Origin of the sequence: Mycobacterium sp., assembly GCF_965229105.1 — a bacterium.
GTDB lineage: Bacteria > Actinomycetota > Actinomycetes > Mycobacteriales > Mycobacteriaceae > Mycobacterium.
Genome location: NZ_OZ245858.1, coordinates 177195 through 201526, shown reverse-complemented (window position 1 = coordinate 201526; position 24332 = coordinate 177195). Strand labels below are relative to the sequence as shown.

General features: G+C 64.2%; 27 protein-coding genes. 19 read left to right on the top strand and 8 right to left on the bottom strand.

Annotation, left to right across the window (positions count from 1 at the left end):
• Positions 1-5 precede the first annotated feature (5 nt).
• Positions 6-1229, bottom strand: coding sequence for an IS110 family RNA-guided transposase (locus tag ADBZ9O_RS00970; protein ID WP_526527617.1), 1224 nt, complete (start codon positions 1227-1229; stop codon positions 6-8).
• A 353-nt stretch (positions 1230-1582) separates the two neighbouring features.
• Here ADBZ9O_RS00970 and ADBZ9O_RS00965 point away from each other — a divergent pair, with 353 nt between their 5' ends.
• From ADBZ9O_RS00965 to ADBZ9O_RS00950, 4 genes are all read left to right on the top strand, one after another.
• On the top strand, positions 1583-2440 hold the full coding sequence (locus tag ADBZ9O_RS00965; RefSeq protein WP_526527616.1) for an aldo/keto reductase: 858 nt from the start codon (positions 1583-1585) through the stop codon (positions 2438-2440).
• Positions 2437-3675: an MFS transporter gene (locus ADBZ9O_RS00960; RefSeq protein ID WP_526527615.1), complete on the top strand. Its 1239-nt coding sequence runs from the start codon at positions 2437-2439 to the stop codon at positions 3673-3675. Before ADBZ9O_RS00965 ends, ADBZ9O_RS00960 begins: the two co-directional genes overlap by 4 nt.
• A gap of 48 nt (positions 3676-3723) precedes the next feature.
• Complete coding sequence (locus ADBZ9O_RS00955; RefSeq protein WP_526527614.1) at positions 3724-4908, top strand: cytochrome P450; 1185 nt, start codon at positions 3724-3726, stop codon at positions 4906-4908.
• A 72-nt stretch (positions 4909-4980) separates the two neighbouring features.
• Entirely contained in the window at positions 4981-6195 is a 1215-nt protein-coding gene (locus ADBZ9O_RS00950; protein WP_526533762.1) for a CaiB/BaiF CoA transferase family protein, read from the top strand.
• A gap of 15 nt (positions 6196-6210) precedes the next feature.
• Here the strand turns inward: ADBZ9O_RS00950 and ADBZ9O_RS00945 are convergent, their stop codons facing one another.
• Positions 6211-6603: a hypothetical protein gene (locus ADBZ9O_RS00945; RefSeq protein WP_526527613.1), complete on the bottom strand. Its 393-nt coding sequence runs from the start codon at positions 6601-6603 to the stop codon at positions 6211-6213.
• Positions 6604-6775: 172 nt separating this feature from the next.
• Between ADBZ9O_RS00945 and ADBZ9O_RS00940 the strand changes: the two genes are divergently transcribed.
• The 5 genes from ADBZ9O_RS00940 (at position 6776) to ADBZ9O_RS00920 (ending at position 11175) form a co-directional block, all read left to right on the top strand.
• Positions 6776-7390: a TetR/AcrR family transcriptional regulator gene (locus ADBZ9O_RS00940; RefSeq protein WP_526527612.1), complete on the top strand. Its 615-nt coding sequence runs from the start codon at positions 6776-6778 to the stop codon at positions 7388-7390.
• Positions 7391-7625: 235 nt separating this feature from the next.
• Positions 7626-8432 (top strand): SDR family NAD(P)-dependent oxidoreductase, encoded by an 807-nt coding sequence (locus ADBZ9O_RS00935; protein ID WP_526527611.1) that lies wholly within the window; start codon positions 7626-7628, stop codon positions 8430-8432.
• Between the two features lie 23 nt (positions 8433-8455).
• Positions 8456-9076 (top strand): carboxymuconolactone decarboxylase family protein, encoded by a 621-nt coding sequence (locus ADBZ9O_RS00930; protein WP_526527610.1) that lies wholly within the window; start codon positions 8456-8458, stop codon positions 9074-9076.
• A 12-nt stretch (positions 9077-9088) separates the two neighbouring features.
• Entirely contained in the window at positions 9089-10009 is a 921-nt protein-coding gene (locus ADBZ9O_RS00925) for an LLM class F420-dependent oxidoreductase (protein ID WP_526527609.1), read from the top strand.
• 17 nt (positions 10010-10026) lie between these two features.
• A complete protein-coding gene (locus tag ADBZ9O_RS00920; RefSeq protein WP_526527608.1) occupies positions 10027-11175 on the top strand; it encodes an alpha/beta fold hydrolase in 1149 nt (382 codons plus the stop codon).
• On the opposite strand, the gene ADBZ9O_RS00915 is transcribed toward ADBZ9O_RS00920, so the two are convergent.
• Positions 11172-11729 (bottom strand): TetR/AcrR family transcriptional regulator, encoded by a 558-nt coding sequence (locus ADBZ9O_RS00915; protein WP_526527607.1) that lies wholly within the window; start codon positions 11727-11729, stop codon positions 11172-11174. The two genes, ADBZ9O_RS00920 and ADBZ9O_RS00915, sit on opposite strands and share 4 nt — an antisense overlap.
• Before the next feature lie 43 nt (positions 11730-11772).
• Positions 11773-12906 carry a phosphotransferase gene (locus ADBZ9O_RS00910; protein WP_526527606.1) on the bottom strand — a complete coding sequence of 378 codons (1134 nt, stop codon included), beginning with the start codon at positions 12904-12906 and terminating at the stop codon, positions 11773-11775.
• An 80-nt stretch (positions 12907-12986) separates the two neighbouring features.
• Here ADBZ9O_RS00910 and ADBZ9O_RS00905 point away from each other — a divergent pair, with 80 nt between their 5' ends.
• Positions 12987-13178: a ferredoxin gene (locus ADBZ9O_RS00905; RefSeq protein WP_526527605.1), complete on the top strand. Its 192-nt coding sequence runs from the start codon at positions 12987-12989 to the stop codon at positions 13176-13178.
• Between the two features lie 4 nt (positions 13179-13182).
• Here the strand turns inward: ADBZ9O_RS00905 and ADBZ9O_RS00900 are convergent, their stop codons facing one another.
• Together ADBZ9O_RS00900 and ADBZ9O_RS00895 are read right to left on the bottom strand one after the other, a co-directional pair.
• Complete coding sequence (locus ADBZ9O_RS00900; RefSeq protein ID WP_526527604.1) at positions 13183-14010, bottom strand: acyl-CoA thioesterase domain-containing protein; 828 nt, start codon at positions 14008-14010, stop codon at positions 13183-13185.
• A 9-nt stretch (positions 14011-14019) separates the two neighbouring features.
• On the bottom strand, positions 14020-14847 hold the full coding sequence (locus ADBZ9O_RS00895; protein WP_526527603.1) for an SMP-30/gluconolactonase/LRE family protein: 828 nt from the start codon (positions 14845-14847) through the stop codon (positions 14020-14022).
• A gap of 114 nt (positions 14848-14961) precedes the next feature.
• Here ADBZ9O_RS00895 and ADBZ9O_RS00890 point away from each other — a divergent pair, with 114 nt between their 5' ends.
• The 7 genes from ADBZ9O_RS00890 (at position 14962) to ADBZ9O_RS00860 (ending at position 21832) form a co-directional block, all read left to right on the top strand.
• Positions 14962-15666, top strand: coding sequence for an NIPSNAP family protein (locus ADBZ9O_RS00890; RefSeq protein ID WP_526527602.1), 705 nt, complete (start codon positions 14962-14964; stop codon positions 15664-15666).
• Between the two features lie 62 nt (positions 15667-15728).
• Positions 15729-16907 carry a cytochrome P450 gene (locus ADBZ9O_RS00885; protein ID WP_526527601.1) on the top strand — a complete coding sequence of 393 codons (1179 nt, stop codon included), beginning with the start codon at positions 15729-15731 and terminating at the stop codon, positions 16905-16907.
• A 2-nt stretch (positions 16908-16909) separates the two neighbouring features.
• Complete coding sequence (locus ADBZ9O_RS00880; protein ID WP_526527600.1) at positions 16910-17878, top strand: zinc-binding dehydrogenase; 969 nt, start codon at positions 16910-16912, stop codon at positions 17876-17878.
• Positions 17875-18672, top strand: a complete 798-nt coding sequence (locus ADBZ9O_RS00875; protein ID WP_526527599.1) for an HpcH/HpaI aldolase family protein — start codon at positions 17875-17877, stop codon at positions 18670-18672. Before ADBZ9O_RS00880 ends, ADBZ9O_RS00875 begins: the two co-directional genes overlap by 4 nt.
• Positions 18669-19397: an SDR family NAD(P)-dependent oxidoreductase gene (locus ADBZ9O_RS00870; RefSeq protein ID WP_526527598.1), complete on the top strand. Its 729-nt coding sequence runs from the start codon at positions 18669-18671 to the stop codon at positions 19395-19397. Before ADBZ9O_RS00875 ends, ADBZ9O_RS00870 begins: the two co-directional genes overlap by 4 nt.
• Before the next feature lie 6 nt (positions 19398-19403).
• The gene (locus tag ADBZ9O_RS00865) at positions 19404-20879 is read left to right on the top strand and encodes a flavin-containing monooxygenase (protein ID WP_526527597.1); all 1476 of its coding nucleotides are present in this window, start codon (positions 19404-19406) and stop codon (positions 20877-20879) included.
• Entirely contained in the window at positions 20876-21832 is a 957-nt protein-coding gene (locus tag ADBZ9O_RS00860; RefSeq protein WP_526533760.1) for an alpha/beta hydrolase, read from the top strand. The genes ADBZ9O_RS00865 and ADBZ9O_RS00860 overlap by 4 nt, the downstream gene beginning before the upstream one ends.
• Here the strand turns inward: ADBZ9O_RS00860 and ADBZ9O_RS00855 are convergent.
• Positions 21813-22304: an SRPBCC family protein gene (locus ADBZ9O_RS00855; protein WP_526533758.1), complete on the bottom strand. Its 492-nt coding sequence runs from the start codon at positions 22302-22304 to the stop codon at positions 21813-21815. The two genes, ADBZ9O_RS00860 and ADBZ9O_RS00855, sit on opposite strands and share 20 nt — an antisense overlap.
• 82 nt (positions 22305-22386) lie before the next feature.
• Between ADBZ9O_RS00855 and ADBZ9O_RS00850 the strand changes: the two genes are divergently transcribed.
• Positions 22387-22794: a nuclear transport factor 2 family protein gene (locus ADBZ9O_RS00850; protein ID WP_526527596.1), complete on the top strand. Its 408-nt coding sequence runs from the start codon at positions 22387-22389 to the stop codon at positions 22792-22794.
• Between the two features lie 16 nt (positions 22795-22810).
• Positions 22811-23629: an SDR family NAD(P)-dependent oxidoreductase gene (locus ADBZ9O_RS00845; protein WP_526527595.1), complete on the top strand. Its 819-nt coding sequence runs from the start codon at positions 22811-22813 to the stop codon at positions 23627-23629.
• On the opposite strand, the gene ADBZ9O_RS00840 is transcribed toward ADBZ9O_RS00845, so the two are convergent.
• The gene (locus ADBZ9O_RS00840) at positions 23580-24305 is read right to left on the bottom strand and encodes a DUF427 domain-containing protein (protein ID WP_526527594.1); all 726 of its coding nucleotides are present in this window, start codon (positions 24303-24305) and stop codon (positions 23580-23582) included. The two genes, ADBZ9O_RS00845 and ADBZ9O_RS00840, sit on opposite strands and share 50 nt — an antisense overlap.
• Positions 24306-24332 lie beyond the last annotated feature (27 nt).

Sequence of the window (24332 nt, the reverse complement as noted above, 5' to 3'; positions counted from 1 at the left end):
AAGTGTCAAGCGGCCTGGGTGTCAGGGTTAGTTTGGCGGTGCGCCCAGGCCTTGTGTTCGTTGTAGTGGGTGTGGTGGCGCAGACAGCCGTGGAGGATGCCGACGAATCGGTTTCCGACGGCTCGAAGGGCTTGGTGGTGAAGGTCGCCAGCTGCGCGGTGTTGGTCGTAGTAGGCGCGGGCCCCAGGGCTGGACCTCAGCGCGCAGAAGGCCCACATGTCGATAGCGTCGTAGAGGCGGCGATTACGTACGTGGCGGGCAAGCACAGCGCGTTTTCTGCCCGAGGCGATGGTCAATGGTGAAGTTCCGGCGTAGTTCTTGCGACACTTGGCGGTGGTGAATCGGTTCGGATCATCGCCGAGCTCGCCGAGCACCCGGGCGCCGAGGATGACACCAAGTCCTGGCAGGGAGAGGTAGATGTCGGCGTCCGGGTGTGTCTCAAAATGTGTTGCCAGCTCAACCTCAAGGTCGGCGACCTGATGGTTGAGCTCATTGATGATGCCGACCATGGCGCGGGTGCTCGCCGCGAACGCTGCGGTCACTGCGGCGGGGGCGGTCAGCTGTTCGCTGCGTAACGCAGCCTGAATCTCTTGAGCGCGAGTATCCAGATTGCGTTGTCGCCCAGCAGCTTTGAGTGCCGATCGGATTTTGGCGAGACTCAAGGTAGCGGCTTGAACCGGGCTCGGGGCGCGACCTAGAACTGCCAAGGCGTCGCGGTCGTGTAGATCGTCGAATGCCTCCAGTGCACCCGGGTAGTACTCCCGCAGCGCCGACCGCAGGGCGTTGGCGTGCTGGTTTCGGGTCCAGATCAGGTTCTGATGCGCCCGGGCCAACACCTTGACCGCTTCAGCTTCAGCGGTATCGCCAGCGACGAGTCGGTGGTTGTGCCGGTCGGTGCGCACGAGATCGGCCAGGAGTTTGGCGTCGGCGGCATCAGACTTGGCTCCCGAGACGTGGTGGCGGTCGCGGTAGCGGGCGGCCGCCATGGGGTTGATGGCATACACCTGGTAGCCGGCGGCTACGAGTGCGGTGACCCATAAGCCGCGGTCGGTTTCGATCCCGATGATCACCTGGCCGGGTTCTGCGGTGTGTCTGGCCAACAGTTCATGGAACTCGCCAATTCCGGCAAGTCCCTCGGGTAATCGACGCGAAGCCAGTCGCGTCCCGGTCTCGTCCATGAGATGGACGTCGTGATGGTCCTCGGCCCAGTCGTCGCCGACGAAGATCATGTAGCACCCTCCTTGGTCGTCAAACATGTTCGAGCCCAAGGGTGCCCGGCGACGAGCTAATGGATCAGTGCTCAGGTGGCACGACATCCCATCAGTGCTTGTAGGAACCCTTACCACCGGTCGGGGCGTGATCTAGCTTTAGAAGTCGATCATCGCTTCAGCAGGTAATGACGCTCACCGACCGGCGGCTCGGTGAACAGCGTCCCTCTCACCATTCGATATCACGAGGAGGCGCGCTGTTCAATACCCATTAGCAGGTAGAACATCTGCACGTCAGCGTTGCCGACATGGACGGCCCCATCGGCCAAGGTGGAAGGACATCAACCGCCAGCGGCACGCTGAAGGAGACCGGAATGACGATCACAGGGATCGCCAAGAGGCTGGGCTCCCTTGGGGCGACATCGCCGCTCGGTCTGACCGGTATGACGGGGATGTACGGACCTGCCGACCGTGGCGAGAGCATCGCCACCATTCGTGCCGCGGTGGACAACGGAATCGCCCTCCTGGACACCGGCGACTTCTATGGGATGGGCGATGGCGAAGTGGTCCTGCGCGAGGCGCTCGACCCGTTTGCCCGGGAAAAGGTGCAGATCAGCGTCAAATTCGGAGTCATGCGTGGACCGGACATGTCCTGGCTGGGTTACGACACCCGCCCGATCGCGGTGAAGAATTTTTTGACCTACACCTTGAGGCGACTCGGGACCGAGTACATCGACATCTATCGACCGGCGGGGCTGGATCCCGAGGTGCCGGTCGAAGACACCATCGGTGCCATCGCGGAGATGGTGCAAGCTGGTTATGTCCGCACCATCGGATTGACGGACGTCGACGCACAGACGCTGCACCGTGCGCACACCGTTCACCCGATCAGTGATGTCCAGTGCGAATATTCGCTGTTCTCCCGAGGCCCGGAGGCCGAGATCCTGCCGATGTGCCGCGAACTGGGCGTCGGCGCCACCGCCTACGGCGTGCTGGGCCGCGGCCTGACGCGCAACCGGGTCCTACTCGATCGGCTGGGCATGATCGCGGGACAACTCGGTGCGAGCGTCGCACAGGTGGCGATCGCCTGGGTCAGTGCCCAAGGCGATGACCTGGTACCCCTGCTCAGCGCCAGGACCCGGTCCACCCTGGAGGAATCACTTGGCGCGGTGGATATTACGCTGTCCGCCGAACAGCTGACCGCGCTCGACGGAATGGCCGTCGCGGCGTGACAGTCCCGCAGCCGTCCGTGCGGATGGTGTTCACGGTGCCGAACTACCGGCGCTTCGTCGCGGGCCAGTCCGTCAGCCTGGTCGGGTCGTGGGCCGAAACCATCGCCCTGGCGCTACTGGTACTGGACCTGACCCATTCGTCGATCACGCTCGGTTTCGTGATGGCGACTCGGTATCTTCCTGTGCTGCTGTGCACTTCGTATGCCGGCCTGATCGTCGACCGAAACGACAAACGCCACGTGCTGCTGGTCACCTCATCGGTTCTCGGTGCGACGACGCTGGCCGTGGGGGCAGCGGTCCTGACGCACACGATCGCGATCTGGCAGGTCTTCGCCGCTGCGGCCGTCTTCGGTTTCATGACGTGCCTTGATAATCCGGCGCGAATGGCATTCATCCCCGAACTCGTCGGACCCGAGCTACTCCGCCCGGCGATCACCACCAACAGCATCCTGGCCAACGTCGGGCGCACCCTGGGACCCGCCGTCGCCGCCTTCCTGGCCCACTCCTACGGTCTCGGTTGGTGTTTCGTATTCAACGCAATCAGTTTCGCGTTGGTGATCATCGCGCTGCTGACATTGCATACCGCGACGCTGAGACCGGCGGGCGCCGTCGCGCGAGCGCACGGTCAGCTGCGGGAGGGGCTGGCAGTGGCCCGAAACAATCCACAGCTCGTCGGGCCCCTGATCATGATGGCGTTCGTCGGCACGCTGACCTACGAATTCGAAACCAGCCTGCCCATTTTTGCCGAACAGACGCTGCGTGCCGGTGTGGACGGTTACAGCTGGCTGACGTCGGCATTCGGTATCGGCTCGGTCGTGATGGGTTTGATTCTGTTGCGCTGGCCGGTCACCGGGTTGCGTCGAATGGTCTATGTGGCAGGCGCTTACGCGATCGCCATGGCCGTGCTGACCGTCTGTCCGACGGTGTATACCGGTGTCGTCGCGGCCGCGCTGGTCGGCGCGGCCAGCATCGCCTTCCTCACCACCGGCAACAGCACCATCCAATTGTCCGCACCACCCCAGATGCGCGGTCGTGTCACGGCGTTGTGGACGACGCTTTTCGTCGGGTCCACCCCGGTCGGGGCGGTTCTGATCGGCGTTATCGCGCACAATCTGGGCGGGCGCGCCGCATTGGCCGCCGGGGTGGCCGGGTGTCTGGCGGCGGCGGTCGCGGGTTACCTGGTGCGCCGCGGTGTGCAGACGGCCGCCCTTGACCACCGACCTGGCCCCTGCTAGACATACCCACACCAGATTCTGAGCGATCGCTCAGCAGGGGGGTGGGTAATGCCGGTCTATTACGACCCGTACGACGTGGGGATCACCGCGAACCCGTATCCCACCTACGCCAGGCTGCGTGAGGACGCGCCGATCTACTACAACGAGCGGTACGACTTCTGGGCGCTGTCGCGCTACACGGACGTCGAGAAGGCCCTGTTGAATTGGGAGACGTTCTCCAACAGTCGAAGTGACATCCTGGAGCTGGTGAAATCCGATTTTGCGATGCCGACGGGCGTGATGATGTTCGAGGACCCGCCGATGCACAGCATGCTGAGGGGGCTGATGTCGCGGGTGTTCACCCCCCGCCGGATGGCGGCCATCGAGGATGAGATCCGGCGGTTCTGTATCGGCTGTCTGGATCCGTTGGTCGGATCCGACGGATTCGACATCATCGCCGAACTCGCCTCGATGATGCCGATGCGTGTCATCGGCATGCTGCTCGGCATCCCGGAGTCCGATCAGATCAGCTATCGCGATCGCCAAGACGCCAACCTGCGCACCCGACCCGGCACTCCGATGAAGGTGACCAAGGCCGATGCGATCGCCGACGGTCGGATGTTCGCCGACTATGTCGAGTGGCGGTCGACGCATCCTTCCGACGACCTGATGACGGCCCTGCTCAATGTGGAGTTCGAAGACGAGCACGGCCAGACGCGGACCCTGACGCGCAAGGAAGTGCTGCACTACACCCAGGTGGTGGCGGGCGCGGGAAACGAGACCACCGGCAGGCTGATCGGTTGGCTGGCCAAAGTGCTTGCCGAACATCCCGATCAACGCCGCCAGGTCGCGCAGGACCGGTCCCTGCTCAACCGTGTCGTCGACGAAACCCTGCGGTTCGAGCCGACGGGACCGCACGTCGCCCGGTACGTAGCGAAGGACGTCGACTGTTATGGCACGACGGTTCCCGCGGGCAGCGCGATGCTGTTGCTATTCGGCGCTGCCAACCGCGACCCGGCCCGCTACCGCAATCCCGACACCTTCGATATCCACCGTGACAACGGTGCGCACCTGACCTTCGGCAAGGGCCTGCACTATTGCCTCGGCGCCAACCTGGCCCGCCTGGAAGGCCGGGTTGCACTGGACGAACTGCTGAACCGCTTCCCTGAGTGGGCCATTGATTACGACAGCCTCGAGCTCGCGCCCACGTCGACAGTGCGCGGCTGGGAACGACTGCGCATCGTGCTGCCATGAGCGCCTTGTTACAGTTTCTTGGATAAGTGTCACGCACCGTCCGCTGCAGGGAGTGTCGAGTTGACCAAGGTGATGCAGGGCGTTCGCGTCCTGGAAGTTGCGCAGTTCACGTTCGTTCCTGCGGCGGGAGCGATCCTGGCCGACTGGGGCGCCGACGTGATCAAGGTGGAACATCCGGTGCGGGGTGACACCCAGCGCGGTTTCATCAACATGGGTGGTTACCAGCTCGATCCCGACCGGCACCCCCTGATCGAGCATCCCAACCGAGGTAAGCGCAGCGTCGGTATCGACGTGTCCACGCCCGGCGGTCAGGAAGTGCTCTACGAGATCGCCAAAACGGCGGACGTGTTCCTGACCAACTACCTACCTGCGCAGCGGCAGAAGAACAGATTCGACGTCGAGCACATCCGTGCGGTGAACCCGAACATCATCTATGCCCGCGGCAGCGCCTACGGCGACAAAGGGGTGGAGCGGGATTCCGGCGGATTCGATGGCACCGCCTTCTGGACGCGCAGTGGCGTCGGCCATGCCCTTACTCCTGAAGAGTTGGGTGGCGCACTGTCCCAAGGGATTCCCGCTTTCGGCGATTCGATCGGCGGGATGAACATCGCCGGTGGCATCTCGGCAGCGCTGTTCCACCGGGAACGGACCGGTGAGGCGACGGAAATCGACGTCTCCCTGTTGAGTACTGCATGGTGGGCGGCGGGTGCCAGCGTGACGCAGGGGATGGAGACCGGTGAAACGATGCGCTCGCTGATGCCGAACTCCACCAGTCCGTCGGTGAACCCATTCCTCGGCAACTACCTGACCTCTGACGGCGGCACCATCAACCTGTGCATCGTCAGTCCGACCGGGTATATCCGCGATGCTTTCGAACACCTCGGGCTTCACGACGCGGCCGATGATCCGCGGTTCGCCGATGTGTTGCCGCTCATCGAGAATGCCGATGCCGCAGTGGCTTTGATCACCGAAGCGATTCGCAGCAGGCCGTTCGAGTACTGGCGTCAGCATTTGAAGACGATGAAGGGTCAGTGGGCGCCGTTCCAGAGTCTGGTCGATCTCGGTTCCGATGAACAGGCGATCGCCAACGATATGATCGCCGAGGTCGAAGCCGGCGACGGTGGCGCGCCATTCAAGGTGGTCAGAGGGCCGGTCCAGTTCAACCATGAACCGCTCGAAACCACCAGGGCACCACAGGCTTCCGAACACACTGAGCTGGTGCTGATGGAGATCGGGATGGATTGGGACCGGATAGCGGAACTCAAGGACACCGGCGCTATCGCCTGAGGTGCCGAGCTGGACTCAGAGCGGGACGAAATTATCCCGGTTGAGTGCGCGCCAGCCGCGCAGGCAGGCGTTGATGGCTTTCCTGGTCCAACGCACCTGTGCGGATTTCAGCCTGCGCCTGGCCGCGCACGCCGACATGTGGTCGATGAAATCGAAGTCCGAGATGACGTACCCGTCCTTGGCGCGGTGCCACATTCCGGCCAGGCACATTTCCAGCGCCACGATCGTGGTGATCGGTCCAGGCGCGATGGCGTCGAGATCGGTATCGGAGATGAATGCCGGGAATGCCGTTTGGACCGTGTGGTCGACCACGCGGACATGAATCTCTAACGCAACGGCAGAAACGGCCGGACCGGCGGTGCGTTCACGCAGCGTCTCGACCTCGATGTATACCGACTTATCCCGCATGTCACGACTTTAGCGGTAACAGTGACGTAATACAGAATTTACGTAGCAGAATTGGTTAATTTCAGTACAAAGCCTGGGTCAATTCACGACCCCAACATGCCGGCGAGAAGCGGGCGCCGGGCCTGGATGTAACGCGGGTGGCACAGTCGAGCCGGCCCGTAGGATTCAGCACATGTCGCAGCCTGCGGGTCGTCGGTGGGGTGACGATCGGGCGTTACTCGACGACGGCGAAGCGCGGCGGCTACTCCTCGAGGCGGCGGCCAGGTGCATCACCCGCCGGGGAAACGCCCAGATCCGGATGGCCGAGGTGGCCGACGAGGCCGGTGTGGTCCGATCGACGGTGTACCGCTACTTCGCCTCCCGTGACGAGCTCCTGCTCGGGTTGCTGCTGATGCGCACCGACGCCGCGATGGCTGACTTCGTCCTCGGGCTGCCCCAGCCAGAAGATGCCGCCGCGTCGATCCTCGACCTCATTCTCGGGCCCATCTCCCGCGTCGACGGGAATCCGTTGAACGAGGCGCTGTTCGCGAACGAAAGCACGGCCGTGGTCTCGGCCGTTCAGGCCGGTGCCGAGCCGGTCGTCGATGTGCTGATGCGCCATTTCGGTCCGCTATTGCAGGCCTGGCAGGCCGATGGTCAGCTGGTCGCCGATTTGGACCTGCGGGTGACGGTGCACTGGATGAACTCGGTATCGCATTTCTTGTTGGCCCCGCCGTGGCGGCACCGGCCGCTTCCGGATAAGCGGCTGTTTGTCGAGCGATACGTGGTGCGCGCGCTGCTCGCGTAGGACTGCCGGATCTGCGAAACAGGTAGCGGCACCTAGTATTTCAGGCCATCAAGATGGCGGCGATCTCATTGGTCGGGTCGATGCTCACCCAACTCGCGCGCTACGAGCTCGGCGTCCACGGTGAGTCCGAGACAGGGCCGGTGGAGCCCCGTCGGGCACACGACCGCAGCGGATAGTTGGGCTGCATGTGGCTGCGTTATGTTGGGCGAGTGCACAGCATGACGAGGAGGCCCTGATGGTGTTACAGCGTGATGCGGTCGCACTTGACGGTCGGGTAGCCGTTGTGACCGGCGGCGGTTCGGGTATCGGGCGCGCCATCGCGCTGGCGTTCGCCCGGTACGGCGCACAGGTTGCCATCTGGGAGAAGGACCAAGGCAGTGCACATTCCGCGGCGGCTGAGGCGAATGTGCTGGCCTGCGTCACCGACGTCCGCGATCCCGATCAGGTCGATGCGGCATTGGCAAGAACCGTGCAGGAGTTGGGCGTCCCCACCGTCCTGGTGAACAACGCGGGCGGTGTCTTCTCCTCACCGCTGTTGGATACCAGTTTTGGAGGCTGGGATGCCTTGATTCGGGCCAACCTCACCCAGGTCATGCTGTGCACGCAACGGGTCGCGCGTGCCTTGGTCGCCGCTGGGCAGGGCGGCAGCATCATCAATGTCAGCACCATCGAGGGAGTGCGGGCGGCACCGGGATACGCCGCTTACGCCGCCGCCAAGGCCGGGGTCATCAACTTCACCAAAACTGCTGCACTGGAGCTGGCTCCGCACCACATCAGGGTCAACGGTCTCGCACCCGACCTGACCATCACCGAGGGCATCCGCGCTATGTCGGCGACCGGGTGGGAGCAGGGTGCGAAGATGATGATCCCGATGGGACGCGCCGGGAATGTCGACGAAATGGCTGGAGCTGCAGTATTTTTCGCATCTGACCTGAGTTCTTATGTCACCGGCCAGACACTGCACGTCGACGGCGGCACCGCCGCGTCGGCCGGCTGGTACCACCATCCCGACGATGGACGCTATGTGCTTGGCGTCCTGTGAATATCCAGTGAGAAGGAGCTGCAATGGCCCGTATCGAACCGCTGAACAAGAGGCAGTGGCCGCCGGAGATGCGAGAGGCATTGGCGGCGATGCTGCCCCCCAACCCGCGCCATCAGCGGTTGCAGCGCGACGGTAGGCCTCAGGGCGCGAACATCCTCGGGACGCTGGCGCATCATCCCGCTCTGGCACGGGCCTTCCTGACGTTGAATGGGCATCTGCTGATGGCCACCACCCTGACTGAGCGACAACGCGAATTGCTGGTCCTGCGCGTGGCAGCGGTGTCGAGATCGAGTTACGAATGGGCTCAGCATCTGTTCCTGGCTCGCGATGTCGGGCTCAGCGATGACGAGATCGCCTGGATCGCCTGGGGTGCCGACGCACCGATGTGGGATGTGCTGGACGCCGCGTTGCTTCGGGCGGTCGACGAACTGGTCGGGGATGGCAGTATCGGTACGCCGACGCTCGAGTTGCTTCGAGAGCACCTCGACGTCCAGCAGATACTCGATCTGATCTACACCGTCGGGTGCTACCAGAGTCTGGCCTGGATGCTGCGATCGCTTGATGTCGATCTCGACGATGACTTGCGGGAACTGCTCGAAGCCCGCCGCCTCCCCGCCCCGGATTCGGGATCAACGCACAGCTAAGGACGGCCGATCATGCGCTTCGCCTTCACCTATCCGATCATCACCCACCCTAGTAATCCCGATCTGGTCTCTGGCAGCGGTGTCGGCACAGTCGCGGCGGCGGCCGAGGCTGCCGGGTTCGCCGGCATCGGGTTCACCGATCACCCTGCACCGACCCAGCGGTGGTTGGACGCCGGTGGTCATGACAGCCTCGATCCCTTCGTCGCAATGGGTTTCGCGGCTGCACGGACCTCGTCGATCCGGTTGATCCCCAACGTCGTTGTCCTGCCCTACCGCAATCCGTTCGTCGTGGCCAAGGCGGGCGCGACGCTGGACCTGATGTCGGACGGCCGCTTCACCCTGGCGGTGGGCCTGGGCTATCTCAAACGTGAATTCGCCGCCCTCGGGGTCGAATTCGACACCAGGGCAGTGCTATTCGATGAGGCGCTGCAGGTGATCAGGGCGATCTGGACTGGCGACGACCTGTCCTTCGATGGGCAGCATTTCACCGCCAAGGGCATCACCGCGCACCCGCGGCCCTTCAGTACGCCGCATCCCCCGATCTGGATCGGCGGTAACACCGGCACGGCGCGCCAACGGGTGGTGCTACACGGGGATGGTTGGGCGCCGTTCGCCGCACCACCTGGTTTGGCCACGACCGCGGGTACCGCGGCAATGGACACCATCGAGCGATTATCGGCAGGCACCGACGATCTGCGGCGGCGTTTCGATGCCGCGGGCAGGGACTGGTCGGCGATCGATATCAGCTTCAACAATTTCAGGGGCGGTGACCCGGGGACCGCTGGGTTCAATGTCGATGCCTACCTGACCGGGCTGGCGGAGCTCGCTAAGGTCGGCGTGACGTGGGTACAAGTGTCCCTGCCCGGGGACAGCCTTGCGCACCTGCTCGAAACGCTCGACCTGTTCGGCCAGCACGTCATCGCCAAGTTCTGACGATCGAAAGGTTTTCCATGTCACCAGCCGGTGTGCCAGAGCCATTCACCATTGCCGTCGACGATGCCCAGTTGACCGATCTGAGGCACCGGCTGGAATCTGCCCGCTGGCCCGCCGATATCCCCGGCGCCGGTTGGGATTACGGTACCGAACAAACCTTCCTGCGGTCGGTGGTGGAGCGCTGGGTGGACGGCTACGACTGGCGGGCCACCGAGGCGGAGCTCAACAGCCTTGGCTCCCTGCGCACCGAGGCCGCCGGTCAGCAGGTCCACCTGCTGCACGCCCGTTCGCCCGCGGCGGATGCCATCCCGCTGGTCCTGACGCACGGCTGGCCGGGGTCGATCATCGAGTTCGTCGATGCGATACCGCTGCTGCGGGAGACGTTTCATGTGGTCGCGGTCTCGATGCCGGGATACGGCTTCTCCGGACCCACGGCGGCGCGCGGTATCGATTCGGCGACGGTGGCGGCTGCGGTGGCCGATGTGATGGCCCAGCTGGGCTACGAGCGCTATATCGCCCAAGGCGGCGACTGGGGTGGCATCGTGACCCGGCACCTTGGTGAGCATTACGCGCCGAATGTGGCTGCCATTCACTGCAACATGTTGTTCGCGATGCTCGCCCATGACGATCCCGACGTGATGGTCGGTGTCTCTGAGACCGAGCTGGGGGCGATCGTCGCCTCAGCGGAACGGATCGCCGACGGCACCGCCTATATGGAGCTGCAGTCGACGCGGCCCCACTCGCTGGGGTTCGGTCTCGACGACTCCCCGCTGGGGCTGGCCGGCTGGATCCTGGAGAAGTTCCACGCCTGGTCCGACACCCGCGATGGCATGCCGATCAGCATCGATCGGTTGATCGACAACCTGATGATGTACTGGCTCACGGGTACCGGCACGTCCGCAGCCCGGCTGTACTACGAGTCCGCGCACGCAGGCACCGGTGCGCTCAGTGCCTGGGACGGGCACGTCACCGTGCCGACCGGATTCGCCAAGTACCCCTATGAACTGCTGCAGACGCCGAAGGCGTGGGCGGAGAAACGCTACAACCTGGTGTATTACTCCGAGCAGAACCGAGGTGGGCATTTCGCCGCCTTCGAACAGCCGGAACTGTTCGCCGCCGATCTCAAGGCATTCGCAGTGACCCTGCGCGATCGCGGGGTCTTCTAGGACTGTTTGATTCCCACAGCGTGCCGGAGCTGGGCCAAAAATTGATCTTCATCGTCGCTGCGGACGATGTAATGAGAGACCGCCACCCGAATCGCGGTCGCGGCCTTGACTGCTCCGTTGGGACCGGGCAGCAGCTTGAGAAGCCGCGCTCGCATCAGCGGAATCACATCGACGAGCTGTGCTATCACCACATCGGGCTCGACATCGATCAAACGAACGCCGGAATACGACCGCTGATAGTCGACGATGAAACGCAGTGCCGCATCCAGCCTTTCGGTTCCACGTAAGCCCGAGGTGGCGGCGCTGACTCCGGAATCGAAGTTATCGCGCTCGTAGCGGCTGAACGCGGCAAGTAGCTCCTCTTTGGAGGCGAACCACCGGTAGAGCGTCGGTCGGGACACCCCGGCCTGCAACGCGACCTCGGACAGGCTCAGCTTGGTCTGACCGTTGCGACCCAGCACCTCGGCGGTGGCCGCAAGGAGTCGATGCCGTGTCGAGGTGTCATCATCACCTGTGGACGGCCCATCACTTTCGGCGGGTAGTGGTTGATTCACGTTCCAGACCTCACGACGTTCTGTAGGGGTATTCAGATCGTAGTCACAACGACTTCTTGAGCAGTGTCACCGTTTCCAGGTCCGCCAGTGCGGCGACGCCCCGCCGGAGGCCTTCCATCGCGATCCCGTCGTCCTGCATTCCGCCCATTCCCGCGGTGATCAACGGCGCGACGTAGGCGTATAGCGCGGCTTGGCGGTATCGATCCCACAGTTCGTCACGGTTGATTTCCGGACCGCCAGCAGCGACGAGCGCCGCGCGGTACCCGTCGAGAAGCTCCCGTTCGCCGGCCTGCCGGTCGGCGGTCGTCAGGCTGGTGATCAATGTGTAGGCCAGTTCGCGGGACGGGTGACCACGACGCACGGCCTGCCAGTCCAGCAGCCCTGCCTGGCTGCTGCGGAAGTAGACGTTGCCGGGGTGTGCGTCACCGTGCATGACGGTATGAGGGGTGGCATCGATGAGATGGGCAGCAGCGCGGTAGTTTTCGTCGATGAACTGTCCGTGCTGCACGGGGATGTCAGATTTCTCGGCGATGCGGCGCGCTGATGTCTTCAACAGCGGACCGGTGAGCAGAGAGGCGCTATCGGCCGATGCGGTGTACAGCCAGCCCAGTGGGCCGGTACCACTGCGGGTGGGGAGTCGGCCCCAGAACGTGCCGTGTAACTGAGCGAGTCGTTCCAGGACCAGACTTGCCTCGTCGGGCCCCAGTGGGTGAAGGGTGTCAGGGAAACGGCACGGCTCGACGGCCAGATCCTCCAGTACCACCAGATAGCGACCGGTCAGCGGGTCGAAGGCCGATCCGTAGGACACCGGCACACCGCGCAGTTCCGGTGAGAGTTGGCGGTAGAAGCGCACTTCGGTGTCGCCGAGGCGGCCCAGTTCGCCCATCAATCGCGTGGCGGCAGTCTCCGCTGCCATCTTGACGAACACCGATGCCGGAACTCCCTTGCCGGTCAGTGCCAGTCGGGCGCGTGACGATGTGCCTGCGGTCTCACCGATCACCGCCACCGATGTCACAGGGAGCCCCATGATGTCCGACAGGTATGTCGCGTCGAGCTCAGCGACCCCGCGGGGGATCGATCTGGTCCGGCCGATCGCGGCATCGGTGGCGAGGCGCTGCACGCTGCGGCCGAGGTGTGCGGCCAGGCCGAGAAGCGGGCGCGCGGGCGGTGACTGCATGGTGTTAGCTTTACAAATTATTCGCCAAGTGTCACGCTAATCTTTGTCGCTTCCGAGAGCCGAGGAGAGTGAGGTAAGCCATGCGGGTTGATGTCGACCTCGGCAAGTGCACCGGACACGGGATCTGTGAATCCATCGCCGAGGACGTTTTCGAAGTGCTGGACGACGGTAGTGTCGAGATCCTCGATCACGACCGGCCGGAGGCGGACCGCGAGCGGATGCGCCAAGCCGTAACCCAGTGTCCCGCTGCGGCTTTACGCTTGCAGGACTAGAGGCTCAACGAGGACGCGGCCGCACCAACACCGACTGCGCAATGGCCCCGACCGCACCACGCTCATCGAACAATGTGCCCAGGGTGGTTCCGATACCGTCGGGTCCATAGTTGGTCTCGGCCCGGATCCCGATCCAGTCTCCGTCGGGAATCCGGTGGATATGCACCACCAGGTCGGTGTTGAGGAACGTCCACGTGGTGATATCCAGTTTGGCGCCAATACCATTGGCGTCATCAGCCACCGCGAAAAGCCGTTCCAACGGCGTCATGGTTTCACCCTTGACGAGGTCGACGATCGGTTTGATCCAGGATTCCCCTGGGCCCGCGCTGCGTGGTGTGGTCAGCCAACGCCAATCGAGGCTGTGGATGTAATTGCGGTCCCAATCCTTTGCCATGTCCCGGCTGACGGCCTCGGTCAGCGGGCGCAGCGCCGGCGCCGGCGCGTGGACCAGCGCCTCGGTATCGATGGTCTGCAGGCGCCAGCCGGTCGCGCGGGCGACCGGTCTTGGTTGCCCGTCGCGACCGAGGCCCAGCATTTCCGCACTGATCAGCTCGATCTGCTTACCGGGGCGGAGCACCTCGGACCTGACCCACACATCGCCCTCGGCCGGGATGGGGCCCAGTAGGTCGATCAGCACCCGACTCAGCCGGGTGTCATCGCGGCGTGCGCAGCGTTCCAACGCCCGTACCAGCAGGGCCGACGGGGGTGCGCCGTGCTGGATCGCCGCGGTCCAGGTGCTGCGCACCAGGTCGGTCGAGGCGAATCGCTCACCTAAAGGGTCGGCCGGGTCGAGGAGTTCGTAGTAATAAGCCGCGGTGGTGGACACCGTCATGCCGTCCTTTCAGGGCAGGCCTGCGCCGGGAACGTCCACCGTGATGGTGTCCAGGCGCGAGAGTTTGGTGCCGACCAGGCGCTCCGGGTAGGCGTCTGTGCTGGAGAGCAGAAACAACGTCCGGCGCTCCTGGCCGCCCAGCGTGCAGGCGATCGCGGTGCGATCGGCGACGTCGATCCGGTCGGTGACGATCGCGTCGCCGCCGCTGTCGATGACACGCTCGAATTGGTGCGCAAGCGTCATCGACACCCAGATGCCGCCATCGGCGTCGAGGGTGATGCCGTCGGGCGGTCCGTCGAGGCCGTCGGCGAAGACGCGGCGGCTACCGAGTCCGCCGGCCCCATCGATGGTGAACGCGCTCAGCCGCCGGCCGACCGACTCGGCGACGATGAGCGTCAGGCCGTCCGGTGTGATGACCATGCCGTTGGGAAAATCGAGGTGCTCAGCGACCACCGTCGCGGCGCCGTCCGGATCGATCCGGATGATGACACCGCATGAGCGAGCCTGCGCGCCGACGTACGCGCGGCCGAGCCGGTCGATCACCATATCGCCGAGGTCAGCGGAGGTGAGTCCGGCGAGGTCGGCCAGGACGGAGACGTTTTCACCGTCGTAGCGCAGCACCCGGCGGTGTTTGGTCGAGACGATCAGCAGCGTGCCGTCGGGGCGAAAACCGAGGCCCGACGGGGCATGACCGGGCAGCGCCAACGTCGTCATATCTCCGTCGAGGTTCACGGTGTGCACGGCCTCGCCGAGCATGTCCGAGAACCACAACAAGCCTTCGAACCAGCGCGGCCCCTCACCGAAACAGAAACCCTTGGCCAGTGGAGTCAGGCTCATCGGACCTTCCTCATCAGACCGGCCCGGCAGTAGGGTCTCGCACCTTTACAAAACACGGCACAAGTGTCACGCTCGCTAGGTGTCACTGTCAACCACCGGCCGGCAAAAGTGAATATGAAGAAGTACCACAGCCACACACTTCTCTACCTCCACGAGACGATCTTGCTCGGATCGGCGCACAGCGACGGATTCACCGAGGTCTTCAACGATCTCTACCACCCGATGATGAGCGAGCTGGGTGCGCGCCTGTTCGCCATCTGGGAATCCACCCCATACAACGGGCACTGGCCCCAGGTGACGATCATCTGGGAGATCGACGCGTTCGCCGACTATGCGCGGATCGGCCGGGAACAGGCCAGGGGCGGTAGCCACCGCGCGGTCGCGACCAAGTGGGCCACCTATCTCGGTGGGGTCGGCGCCACCGGTGAGGGCCGGATCATGTACGCGGGCCGCAGTAACAAGACGCTGACGCAGTTGCGGGACGCAAACTTCGGAGCGGGACTGGTGATTCAGGAGATCATGCAGACCAAACCGGGCCGCCAGGACGACTACATCCGCGAGCTCGAGCGCCTCTACGTACCGTGGTCGGAGAGCACCGGCAAGCGGTGGCTGGGGTCGTTCATCACGACGTTCCGGTTCAATGAAGTCATCCACTACTGGGCACTGGACGGGGACTGGGCGTGCTTCGAGGAGCACTACCCGTCGTGGAAGGACAGCCCGCCGCCCGAGATCGTCACGTGGATGAGCGTGGCCCCCGCCCTGCGTGACGGCTGGGAGGATTCGATCCTGGCTGCCTTGCCGCCCTCCCCGCTACAATGAACGCCGGCCTGGAAAGCTCCGTGATACAAGGGTTCTCATACGATCCGTTCGATCCAGAGGTGATGGCTGACCCGCTGTCGCACTACCGCGTGCTGCGCGAGCACCATCCGGTGTACTACCTGCCGCAGTGGGACACCTATGCGTTATCGCGTTTCGCCGATATCTGGGCCGTGCTGGAGATCAACGACGGCACCTTCGTCGCCTCGGAGGGCACCCTGCCTGCGGCCACGGTTTTGGCCACGCACAATGACGGACCGGTTCCGGATCCGCCGCTGCATCCGCTGCCCTTCCACGCCAACTTCGACACTCAGATCTACGACGGCGTGCGTCGCTGCACCTCGACTCAGTTCCGGCCCAAATCCGTTGCTGCCCTGGCAGACCGAATCCGCGTGCTGGCCAATGAGCGCCTCGACGAACTGCTACCGCGCGGCACCTTCGACCTCACCCAGGACTACGGCGGGATAGTGGCCGCTTCGATCGTCTGCGAATTGGTTGGGCTGCCGGTGGATCTGGCCGCCGATGTGCTGGCAGTCGTCAATGCCGGCAGCCTGGCTCAGCCGGGTAGTGGGGTGAACACCGCGAACGCCCGGCCCGGGTATCTGGAGTACCTGCGCCCCATCGTGCAAGCACGCCGGGCCGATGCTGGTGACGGAACCGCGCTACCGATCGTTGACGGACTGCTGGGTTACCGCCTGCCCGACGGCAGTGTGTTAGGCGATATGGAGGTCGCGGTGCAGATGCTCGGCGTCTTCATCGGCGGCACGGAAACCGTCCCGAAGATCGTCGCGCACGGACTCTGGGAACTCGAGCGCCGACCCGAGCAGATGTCCGCGGTACGAGCAGATCTGATCACCAACGTACCGGTCGCCCGCGAGGAAATGATCCGCTACTGCGCGCCGGCGCAGTGGTTCGCCCGCACCGCCCGTCGACCGTTCACACTGCACGACATAACAATTCAACCTGGGCAGCGGATCATCACCCTGCTCGCATCTGCCAACCGCGACGAACGCGAATACGACGACGCGGACGAGTTCATCTGGAATCGGCCCATCGAACGGCTTCTCGCTTTCGGTCGAGGACAGCACTTCTGTCTCGGCGTACACCTCGCCCGTCTGGAAATCGGCATCATGGTCACCGAATGGCTCAAACGCGTGCCGGACTACCGGATCGACGTTGAGGCGGCGTCGCGACCACCGTCGAGCTTTCAATGGGGTTGGAATAATCTGCCGGTGGAGGTCTGACTATGTGGTCCTACCGACTCGTCGCCCCGTACACCTTCGAACGCACCGAGCGTCCGGCGATCGCACCGCAATCCCTGGCCGAGGGTCAGGTTCTGCTGCGCTTCCTCGCTGCGGGGGTGTGCGGCAGCGATATGCCCGCCTTCCGGGGGACGCGCGGCCGTATTCCCGGAGACACCGGGACCAGCGGCGCGGACAAGGACGGCTTCCCGATCCACGAGATCGTCGGCGAAGTGCTCGCCAGTCGCCATCACGAACACAGCGAAGGCGACCGGGTCGTCGGATGGGCATCAGGGTTCGACGGTCTGATGGAATTCGTCGTCGCCGACGGTAATGGTCTGGCGCCCTACGATTCCGACCTCAGTCCGCAACTCGCAGCCGCACTGCAACCGCTGGCCTGCGTGCTTTACGCGATGGAACAACTCCCCGACGTCACCGGCCGCCGCGTCGCTGTCATCGGGCAGGGATCCATCGGGTTGCTCTTCTCGTATGCGGCGAAAGTGGCCGGCGCGGCGCATGTCACGGGCATCGACCCGGTCGACCGGGCCGCGATCGGGAAGCGGTTCGGTGTCGATGCCATCGTGCGCGCGACCAGCGACCGGTGGGTGAGTCATCTCGACCCCAACGACCGGCCCGATATCGTCATCGAGGCGGTCGGACATCAGGTCGCCACCTTGGGGCACGCGGTGGAAGCCGCCGCCTTCGGTGGCACGGTGTTCTATTTCGGGGTGCCCGACGATGATTACTATCCGATTAGCATCCGCACGATGCTTCGCAACAACCTGACGCTGAAATCCGGTGTGACACTGGACCGGCGGCGGATGCTGGCCACTGCGGACACCTTCGCCAGGGAGCATCGGAATCTGCTTGCCGACTACCTCACGCACACCTTCGCCGTGGCCGACGCGCAGGCGGCGTTCGAACTGGCCAGCCGGCCCACCCCCGAGCGCATCAAGATAGCGATCGCGTCATGACGTACCCAGTCGGCAGGCTGCAGGCAGCCCTGTCCGGGAAGCAGCAGGTCTGGGGCGGCTGGGTGGTCGGCCCCACCATCATCGGCCCCGAGGAATACGCCCAAGCCGGTTATGACTATGTCGGTTTCGATGCCCAACACGGCTATCTCGACGACGCCGACATCGCGTTACTGTTGCGCCGCCTGGAGCACGTGCCGATCGCGACCGCCGTGCGACTGCCATCGCCGGATCCCGGCCCGATCGGGCGGGTGCTCGACGCCGGTGCCGACGCGGTGATCATCGCGATGGTCGAATCGGCGGCCCAGGCGGCGGCCGCCGTCGCTGCGACGCGCTACGCCCCGGTCGGGGTGCGCAGCTTCGGGCCGCTGCGGGCCAGCCTCGGCACCGACCCGGCCGCCCTAGAAGCGAGGACCAGTGTCTTTGCGATGATCGAGACCGCTGCGGGTCTGCATGCCCTCGACGAGATCTGCGCGGTGCCCGGTCTATCCGGTATCTACGTCGGCCCCGCCGACCTGGCGATCTCCCTGGGCTACGGACCTGCCGAGGCCTCGACACAACCCGAGGTGCGCGACGCGATGACCCGGATTCAGGCCACCGCGTCCGCGGCAGGTCTGGTCACCGGTATCCATGCCGGCGCAGGAAAAGTTGGAAAAGCGATGGCGGGCTGGGGGTTCCGGATGATCACCTTGGCCTCGGAATCTCAGGCGTTGCGGAGGGGAGCGACAGAGCACCTCCACGAGGCGACCGGTGACACCGCCGCGGCGGGCAGCACAGAAGCAGGGGGATATCAGTGACCGATCGTGTCGCATTGGTCACCGGGGCCGCCCGCGGCCAGGGAGCGGCGATCGTCGCCCGGCTCGCCGCCGACGGTTTCCGGGTCGCGGCCTGCGATGTGCAGGTCGACGCACTGGCAGCCAGCACAGCCGCGCTGGAGAACCCGAATGTGCTGGCGATCCCGCTGGATGTCACCTCCGAAGACAGTTGGGCCACGGCCATCAACCAGGTGAGCAGCCGCTTCGGCGCGTTGACCACCTTGGTCAACAATGCCGGGATCCTGCACCGGGCGGCACTTTTCGACGAGACCGCGGCCGGCTTCGAGAGCAGCTGGCGCGTGAACTGCCTCGGCCCCTTCCTCGGCATCCGGGCGGCACTGGAACATCTGCGCCGGGCTGACGGGGCCGCCGTCGTTAACACTTGCAGCACCGGCGCCATGCGCCCGTTCCCGAACCACGCGGCCTACGGCTCGTCCAAATGGGCGCTGCGCGGCTTGACCCAGGTGGCCGCCGCCGAACTCGGACCGTCTGGGATCAGGGTGAACGCGGTGTTCCCCGGACCGGTGGCGACCCCCATGCTCGACGAGAAAACCCAGAGCAGCCTGATCGCCAGGTCGGTCATCGGCCGTCTCGGCGAGCCCATGGAGATCGCGGATGCCGTGGCATTCCTGGTCTCTGAACATGCATCGTTCATCACCGGCGCAGAACTGGTCGTCGATGGCGGTCAAAGTCTGCAGATCGGATAGGTGCAGATGACCACCACGTCGCTCTCGGTAGGAATCATCGGGGCCGGCCCCGGCGGGCTGGCACTCGGAATCTTCCTGCAAAAAGCCGGTTTTCGTGATTTCACGATTTTCGACCGTGAGGACGGCGTCGGTGGGACCTGGCGGATCAACACGTATCCGGGCCTGGCCTGCGATGTGAAATCACACCTGTACTCGTTCTCCTTCGACCTCAACCCGGGGTGGTCCCGACTGTGGTCCGGGCAGGCGGAAATTCTGCAGTATCTCGAACGCTGCGCACAGCGGTACCGGTTGACGCCTCATCTCATGCTCGGCACCGAAATCGCCTCAGTCCGATGGGATCCCGAGAAATCAGGCTGGGATCTGAGCACGGCGACCGGCGAGCTACATCACTTCGACGTGGTGGTATCGGCGGTCGGGTTGTTCACCCGGCCGCTGATGCCCGACCTTCTCGAGGAGGCGCCGTTCACCGGCACGATGATGCACTCCGCAGCCTGGGACCATTCAGTGGATCTCAGCGGGGCTCGGGTGGCCGTTCTGGGCACGGGTTCGACTGCTTCACAGCTTCTTCCAGAGCTGGCGAAGGTCGCGGAGCAGGTCTACTCGATTCAGCGTTCGCCCACCTGGATCCTGCCCAAGCCGGATCGGCCGTACACCGATCGGGAAAAGTGGATCTTCGCTCACATACCGTTGGCCAAGAAGTTCTACCGGACCCGGCTGTGGCTGCGCAGTGAGTCGAATATCGCCGTCATCGAGAACGGCAGTGACAAAACACAAGAATTCAAGGCCATCGCGCTGAAGTTGCTCGAAGCCAAGGTTTCTGACGTAGAACTACGCCGCAAGCTGACCCCGGAACACCCACTGGGCTGTAAACGCCTGGTCTTCTCCTCAGATTTCATCCCCGCATTGACCAGACCGAATGTCGAGGTGGTGTCCAGCCCGGCCCGCGCACTGCGCGGCAGATCTCTGGTCACCGAGGACGGGACCGAACTCGATGTCGATGTGGTGGTGTGTGCCACCGGGTATGCCGCAGCCGACTACCTCGGCCAGATCGACGTCATCGGCGAAGACGGCACCTCGTTGCGCGAACACTGGCGTGACGGCGCATCGGCATACCTGGGCATGGCCGTGCCGGGCTTTCCGAATTTCTTCATGCTCTACGGGCCCAATACCAACGTCGGATCCAACAGTGTCATCTTCATGTTGGAAGCGCAGGCGCACTACATCGTGCGGGCGTTGACGTATATGCGGCGCAAAGGCAAGTCCTACGTCGCCGTGCGCCCGTCGGTGATGGCCGAGTTTCTCGGGAAGATCGATGACTGGATGCAGGGCACTGTGTGGCTTACCCGGTGCAACAGCTATTTTCGCGCAGCCAACGGCCGGGTGGTCACGCAGTGGCCCCGCAGTGCGCGGGTGTTCTGGGCGATGACCCGGCGATTCCGCGCCGCCGACTACAGCTTTGACCCATCGGCCAAGACGTGCTGAGCTCCGATATCGGAGGCCGCCTCGACCCGGCTCTTCGTCCCTTTGCGGCGGCCAGGACAGATCTGTCGGCAGGTCTGCTCGACAGTGTCCGGGCGTCGTTGAACGAACGCAGGAGCGCCGCCGCCCGGGCATTGGACGCCACTTTGAGCGCGCCGGGTGTCGATATCGTCGACGGCGAGGTCGGTGTCGCGGCGGGGTCGATCCCGGTACGGATCTATCGGGGCGGCGGGACGCCCGCGCCCGCAGTGCTCTACTGCCACGGCGGGGCATTTGTCCTCGGTAACCTTGACACTGACCATGTGCAATGCGTCGAGATGGCCAAACGTGCTCAGTGCACGGTGATTTCGGTGGACTACCGCCTGGCTCCTGAGCATCCCTATCCCGCGGCCGCCGATGATGTGCTCGAGGTGTTGCACTGGGTGGCCGACTCGGCGGACATGCTGGGGATCGACGCAGATCGGCTGGCCGTCGCGGGTAGCAGTGCAGGCGGTGCGCTCGCTGCGCAGCTGGCGCAACGCGCTGCCGACGGGTTGGCGCCACCTGTCATCTTCCAGCTGCTGCACCAGCCGGTACTCGATGACCGGCCGATGCCGTCCAAACAAGAATTCCAGACGACGCCGGGCTTCGATGGGCCTGCGGTGGAAGCAATGTGGCGCCACTACCTCGACGATGAGTCGGTGCCCGCCGGGGCGGTACCTGGTCGGGCTGACGAATTGACCGGCCTGGCAGCGGCTTTGATCACCTGTTCGGAGTTGGACCCGTTACGCGACGAAGCTGTCGACTATGCCCTGCGGCTGATGTGGGCCGGTGTGGCGACTGAGTTGCACGTGTACCCCGGTACCTGCCACGGCTTCGACTCACTGCTACCGGCGTGGGAGACCAGCCAGCAGTTGTTCGCCACTCAGGCCGCTGCGTTGCGCAGAGCGTTCCTGCCTACGTGCGCGCGGGACTGACCGCCAGTTCGAGCTCCCTGGCGACCGCCTGGTGGTAGGTGTCGATATTGGCGGGGTTGACGATCCGGAAAAAGCCGTCCGGCATCGGCGCATCTTTATATGCCTCAACGGTCATCGTGCGGGTGAACAGGGTGATGTTCTCACCGGGCTGGGTGAAGTGGTACTGAACGCTGATCCGCCCCGGCATGCCACCGTTACCATGGCGGTCATGTCCCAGTAGCCCGACCGAGTTGAACACAAAGAGCTTGGGGCGCATAGCAATAGCGAGATGCCAGGTGAAGATCTTCTCCTGTTGCGGATGCCCCTCATCCCAGGTGTCACCGACCTGCAGTGGTAAGTGATCGGGCAGGTTCGTGATATGCGCACCGCCGGGGTAGGTCTTGGGCCAGTTCGCCGGGTTGGTGACAAAGTCATAGACCATCTCCGGGGAGTGGGTGAAAGCGGTCTCCGAACTGGTGTTGACGATGCCCATTGCGGTCCTTTGGTCGTCGATGACTTCAGATTGCTTCAACAAGTACTTTACAAAATATACCGAGGGTGTCACGGTGGCGGTTATGACCGACCGTGAAGACCGTCAGGACATCGCCGATGTGTTGCTGAGGTATGCCACCGGTATCGACCGCCGTGATTGGCTGCTGTTTAGAACCGTATTTGTTTCCGATTGCATTCTGGACTACGGCACCATCGGGGTGTGGCAGGGTATCGATGCAGTCACCGAGTTCATGGAGGTAGCCCACTCGATGGCCGGACACACCCTGCACCGGCTGACCAACCAGGTCATCACCGTCGACGGTGACCGTGCGACCGCCCGGACGTATGTCGACGGTCTGATCATGGCCCAAGACAACAACTCCGGTGTCAATGCCATCGGCTACTACGACGACGAGATCGTCCGGGTCGCCGACGGTTGGCGGATCGCGCGCCGCAATTTCACCGCGGTGCGCGTCAGCGCAGTGGGCTAGTAGAAGGGACGCGGAGATGAGCTTTGTCGATCAGTACGGCCCGTGGGCGGTGGTTGCGGGTGCCTCGGACGGTGTCGGCGCCGGTTTCGCCGAAGGACTCGCCGATCGTGGGGTCAACGTGGTGCTGTTGGCGCGGCGTCAAGCTGTCCTCGACGAGGTTGCCGCAGGCATGGAGGCTCGCAGCGGTGTGCAGACCCGCACCGTAGCGGTGGATCTTGCCGAACCGGGTGCGACGGCGACGATCGCGGCGGCCACCGCGGGACTCGAGGTGGGGTTCCTGGTCTACTGCGCGGGGGCGGACCCCAATTTCACACCGTTCCTGGCTAATTCGATCGAGACCGCCGAAGCGATGGTGCAGCGTAACTGCGTCGCTCCGATGCAGTTGTGTCACCACTTTGCCCCGGCCATGGTTGAGCGGGGTCGCGGTGGGATCGTCATCTTCGGTTCAGGCGCAGGATTCGCGGGTGCCCCGAACATGGTGTCCTACGGCGCCAGTAAGGCTTTCGACATGGTCTTCGCCGAGGGGCTGTGGGCTGAACTGCACGACAAGGGTGTCGACGTCCTTGGCCTCATCCTCGGTAAGACCGACACACCGGCGCTACGTCAGCTCGAGGAGCGGCTCGGGGCGACGATTGGCGCGAATGGTCAGCTGCCGGGCGCGGCCAGTGTGGGTGACGTGATCGGCGAGGCGTTCGACAACCTCACCAACGGACCCACCTGGATCGTCGGTGAACAGATGCGAGCCGCCGCGCAGATGATGGGCAGCCTGACCCGAAACGACTTGGTCAGGCTGATGATTGCGGCCAGTGCCGCCTCGATGGGTGGTGGGCAGTAGGAGTTTCGGGAAGTTCGGCGAGCACGTCCACCCGCGTCTCGTCGAATGTCAGATAACCCCGGATCGGCAGGCTTTCGGGCAGCGGGTCCTCATAGCTCCAGGCGACATCGTCGATGTCGGTATCGCCGACGGTCGCCGACCAGTACGTCGCGAAACCTTTGTAGTTGCAGTAGCTAGTGGTATCGCTGCGGCGCAGGACGTCGGTGTGGACCTGGGCGGGGTGGACGTAGAGGCGTGGGGCCAGCGCAGTCTCGAAGACGATCATGGTGTCGGCACTGTCCACCAGAACCGTGTCGGCGATCGAAGCCCTCAGGGCGCGCTGGGTGGGGCGGCAATCGACGCGGTGGTACGGGTTCGGTGGGTAGTGCACGAGCCGACGCCCCTCCTCGACCCAGGTGTCGACCGCATCCCACGGGACGGTGACATAGCCGGGCGCTTGCGGGACAGGCTCGCAGGGAAGTGAACCGACATCGTCGGTCCGGAACGCGAACGCCAGCGGGCGGTCCCGGCGGTGCACGAGTAGCGCACACTCCGTATCGATGACGGTGCATCCGTCAGCGACGGCCTGCACTCTGCGGTGATGAGGTTCGACGAAAACCACCTGCTCGGGGATCTCAGGTGAGAACCAGCCCGCAGGGTCACTGCTGAGCGGACCGCGTCCGAATACCAGACTCACATCTGAGACTTTACATATCAGTCTCGA

Excerpts from the sequence above, each read along its gene's own strand:
- ADBZ9O_RS00970 (WP_526527617.1), bottom strand. The coding sequence starts at position 1,229 with ATGATCTTCGTCGGCGACGACTGGGCCGAGGACCATCACGACGTCCAT.
- ADBZ9O_RS00965 (WP_526527616.1), top strand. The coding sequence starts at position 1,583 with ATGACGATCACAGGGATCGCCAAGAGGCTGGGCTCCCTTGGGGCGACA.
- ADBZ9O_RS00955 (WP_526527614.1), top strand. The coding sequence starts at position 3,724 with ATGCCGGTCTATTACGACCCGTACGACGTGGGGATCACCGCGAACCCG.
- ADBZ9O_RS00950 (WP_526533762.1), top strand. The coding sequence starts at position 4,981 with ATGCAGGGCGTTCGCGTCCTGGAAGTTGCGCAGTTCACGTTCGTTCCT.
- ADBZ9O_RS00945 (WP_526527613.1), bottom strand. The coding sequence starts at position 6,603 with ATGCGGGATAAGTCGGTATACATCGAGGTCGAGACGCTGCGTGAACGC.
- ADBZ9O_RS00940 (WP_526527612.1), top strand. The coding sequence starts at position 6,776 with ATGTCGCAGCCTGCGGGTCGTCGGTGGGGTGACGATCGGGCGTTACTC.
- ADBZ9O_RS00935 (WP_526527611.1), top strand. The coding sequence starts at position 7,626 with ATGGTGTTACAGCGTGATGCGGTCGCACTTGACGGTCGGGTAGCCGTT.
- ADBZ9O_RS00930 (WP_526527610.1), top strand. The coding sequence starts at position 8,456 with ATGGCCCGTATCGAACCGCTGAACAAGAGGCAGTGGCCGCCGGAGATG.
- ADBZ9O_RS00925 (WP_526527609.1), top strand. The coding sequence starts at position 9,089 with ATGCGCTTCGCCTTCACCTATCCGATCATCACCCACCCTAGTAATCCC.
- ADBZ9O_RS00920 (WP_526527608.1), top strand. The coding sequence starts at position 10,027 with ATGTCACCAGCCGGTGTGCCAGAGCCATTCACCATTGCCGTCGACGAT.
- ADBZ9O_RS00910 (WP_526527606.1), bottom strand. The coding sequence starts at position 12,906 with ATGCAGTCACCGCCCGCGCGCCCGCTTCTCGGCCTGGCCGCACACCTC.
- ADBZ9O_RS00905 (WP_526527605.1), top strand. The coding sequence starts at position 12,987 with ATGCGGGTTGATGTCGACCTCGGCAAGTGCACCGGACACGGGATCTGT.
- ADBZ9O_RS00900 (WP_526527604.1), bottom strand. The coding sequence starts at position 14,010 with ATGACGGTGTCCACCACCGCGGCTTATTACTACGAACTCCTCGACCCG.
- ADBZ9O_RS00895 (WP_526527603.1), bottom strand. The coding sequence starts at position 14,847 with ATGAGCCTGACTCCACTGGCCAAGGGTTTCTGTTTCGGTGAGGGGCCG.
- ADBZ9O_RS00890 (WP_526527602.1), top strand. The coding sequence starts at position 14,962 with ATGAAGAAGTACCACAGCCACACACTTCTCTACCTCCACGAGACGATC.
- ADBZ9O_RS00885 (WP_526527601.1), top strand. The coding sequence starts at position 15,729 with ATGGCTGACCCGCTGTCGCACTACCGCGTGCTGCGCGAGCACCATCCG.
- ADBZ9O_RS00880 (WP_526527600.1), top strand. The coding sequence starts at position 16,910 with ATGTGGTCCTACCGACTCGTCGCCCCGTACACCTTCGAACGCACCGAG.
- ADBZ9O_RS00875 (WP_526527599.1), top strand. The coding sequence starts at position 17,875 with ATGACGTACCCAGTCGGCAGGCTGCAGGCAGCCCTGTCCGGGAAGCAG.
- ADBZ9O_RS00865 (WP_526527597.1), top strand. The coding sequence starts at position 19,404 with ATGACCACCACGTCGCTCTCGGTAGGAATCATCGGGGCCGGCCCCGGC.
- ADBZ9O_RS00855 (WP_526533758.1), bottom strand. The coding sequence starts at position 22,304 with ATGGGCATCGTCAACACCAGTTCGGAGACCGCTTTCACCCACTCCCCG.
- ADBZ9O_RS00850 (WP_526527596.1), top strand. The coding sequence starts at position 22,387 with ATGACCGACCGTGAAGACCGTCAGGACATCGCCGATGTGTTGCTGAGG.
- ADBZ9O_RS00845 (WP_526527595.1), top strand. The coding sequence starts at position 22,811 with ATGAGCTTTGTCGATCAGTACGGCCCGTGGGCGGTGGTTGCGGGTGCC.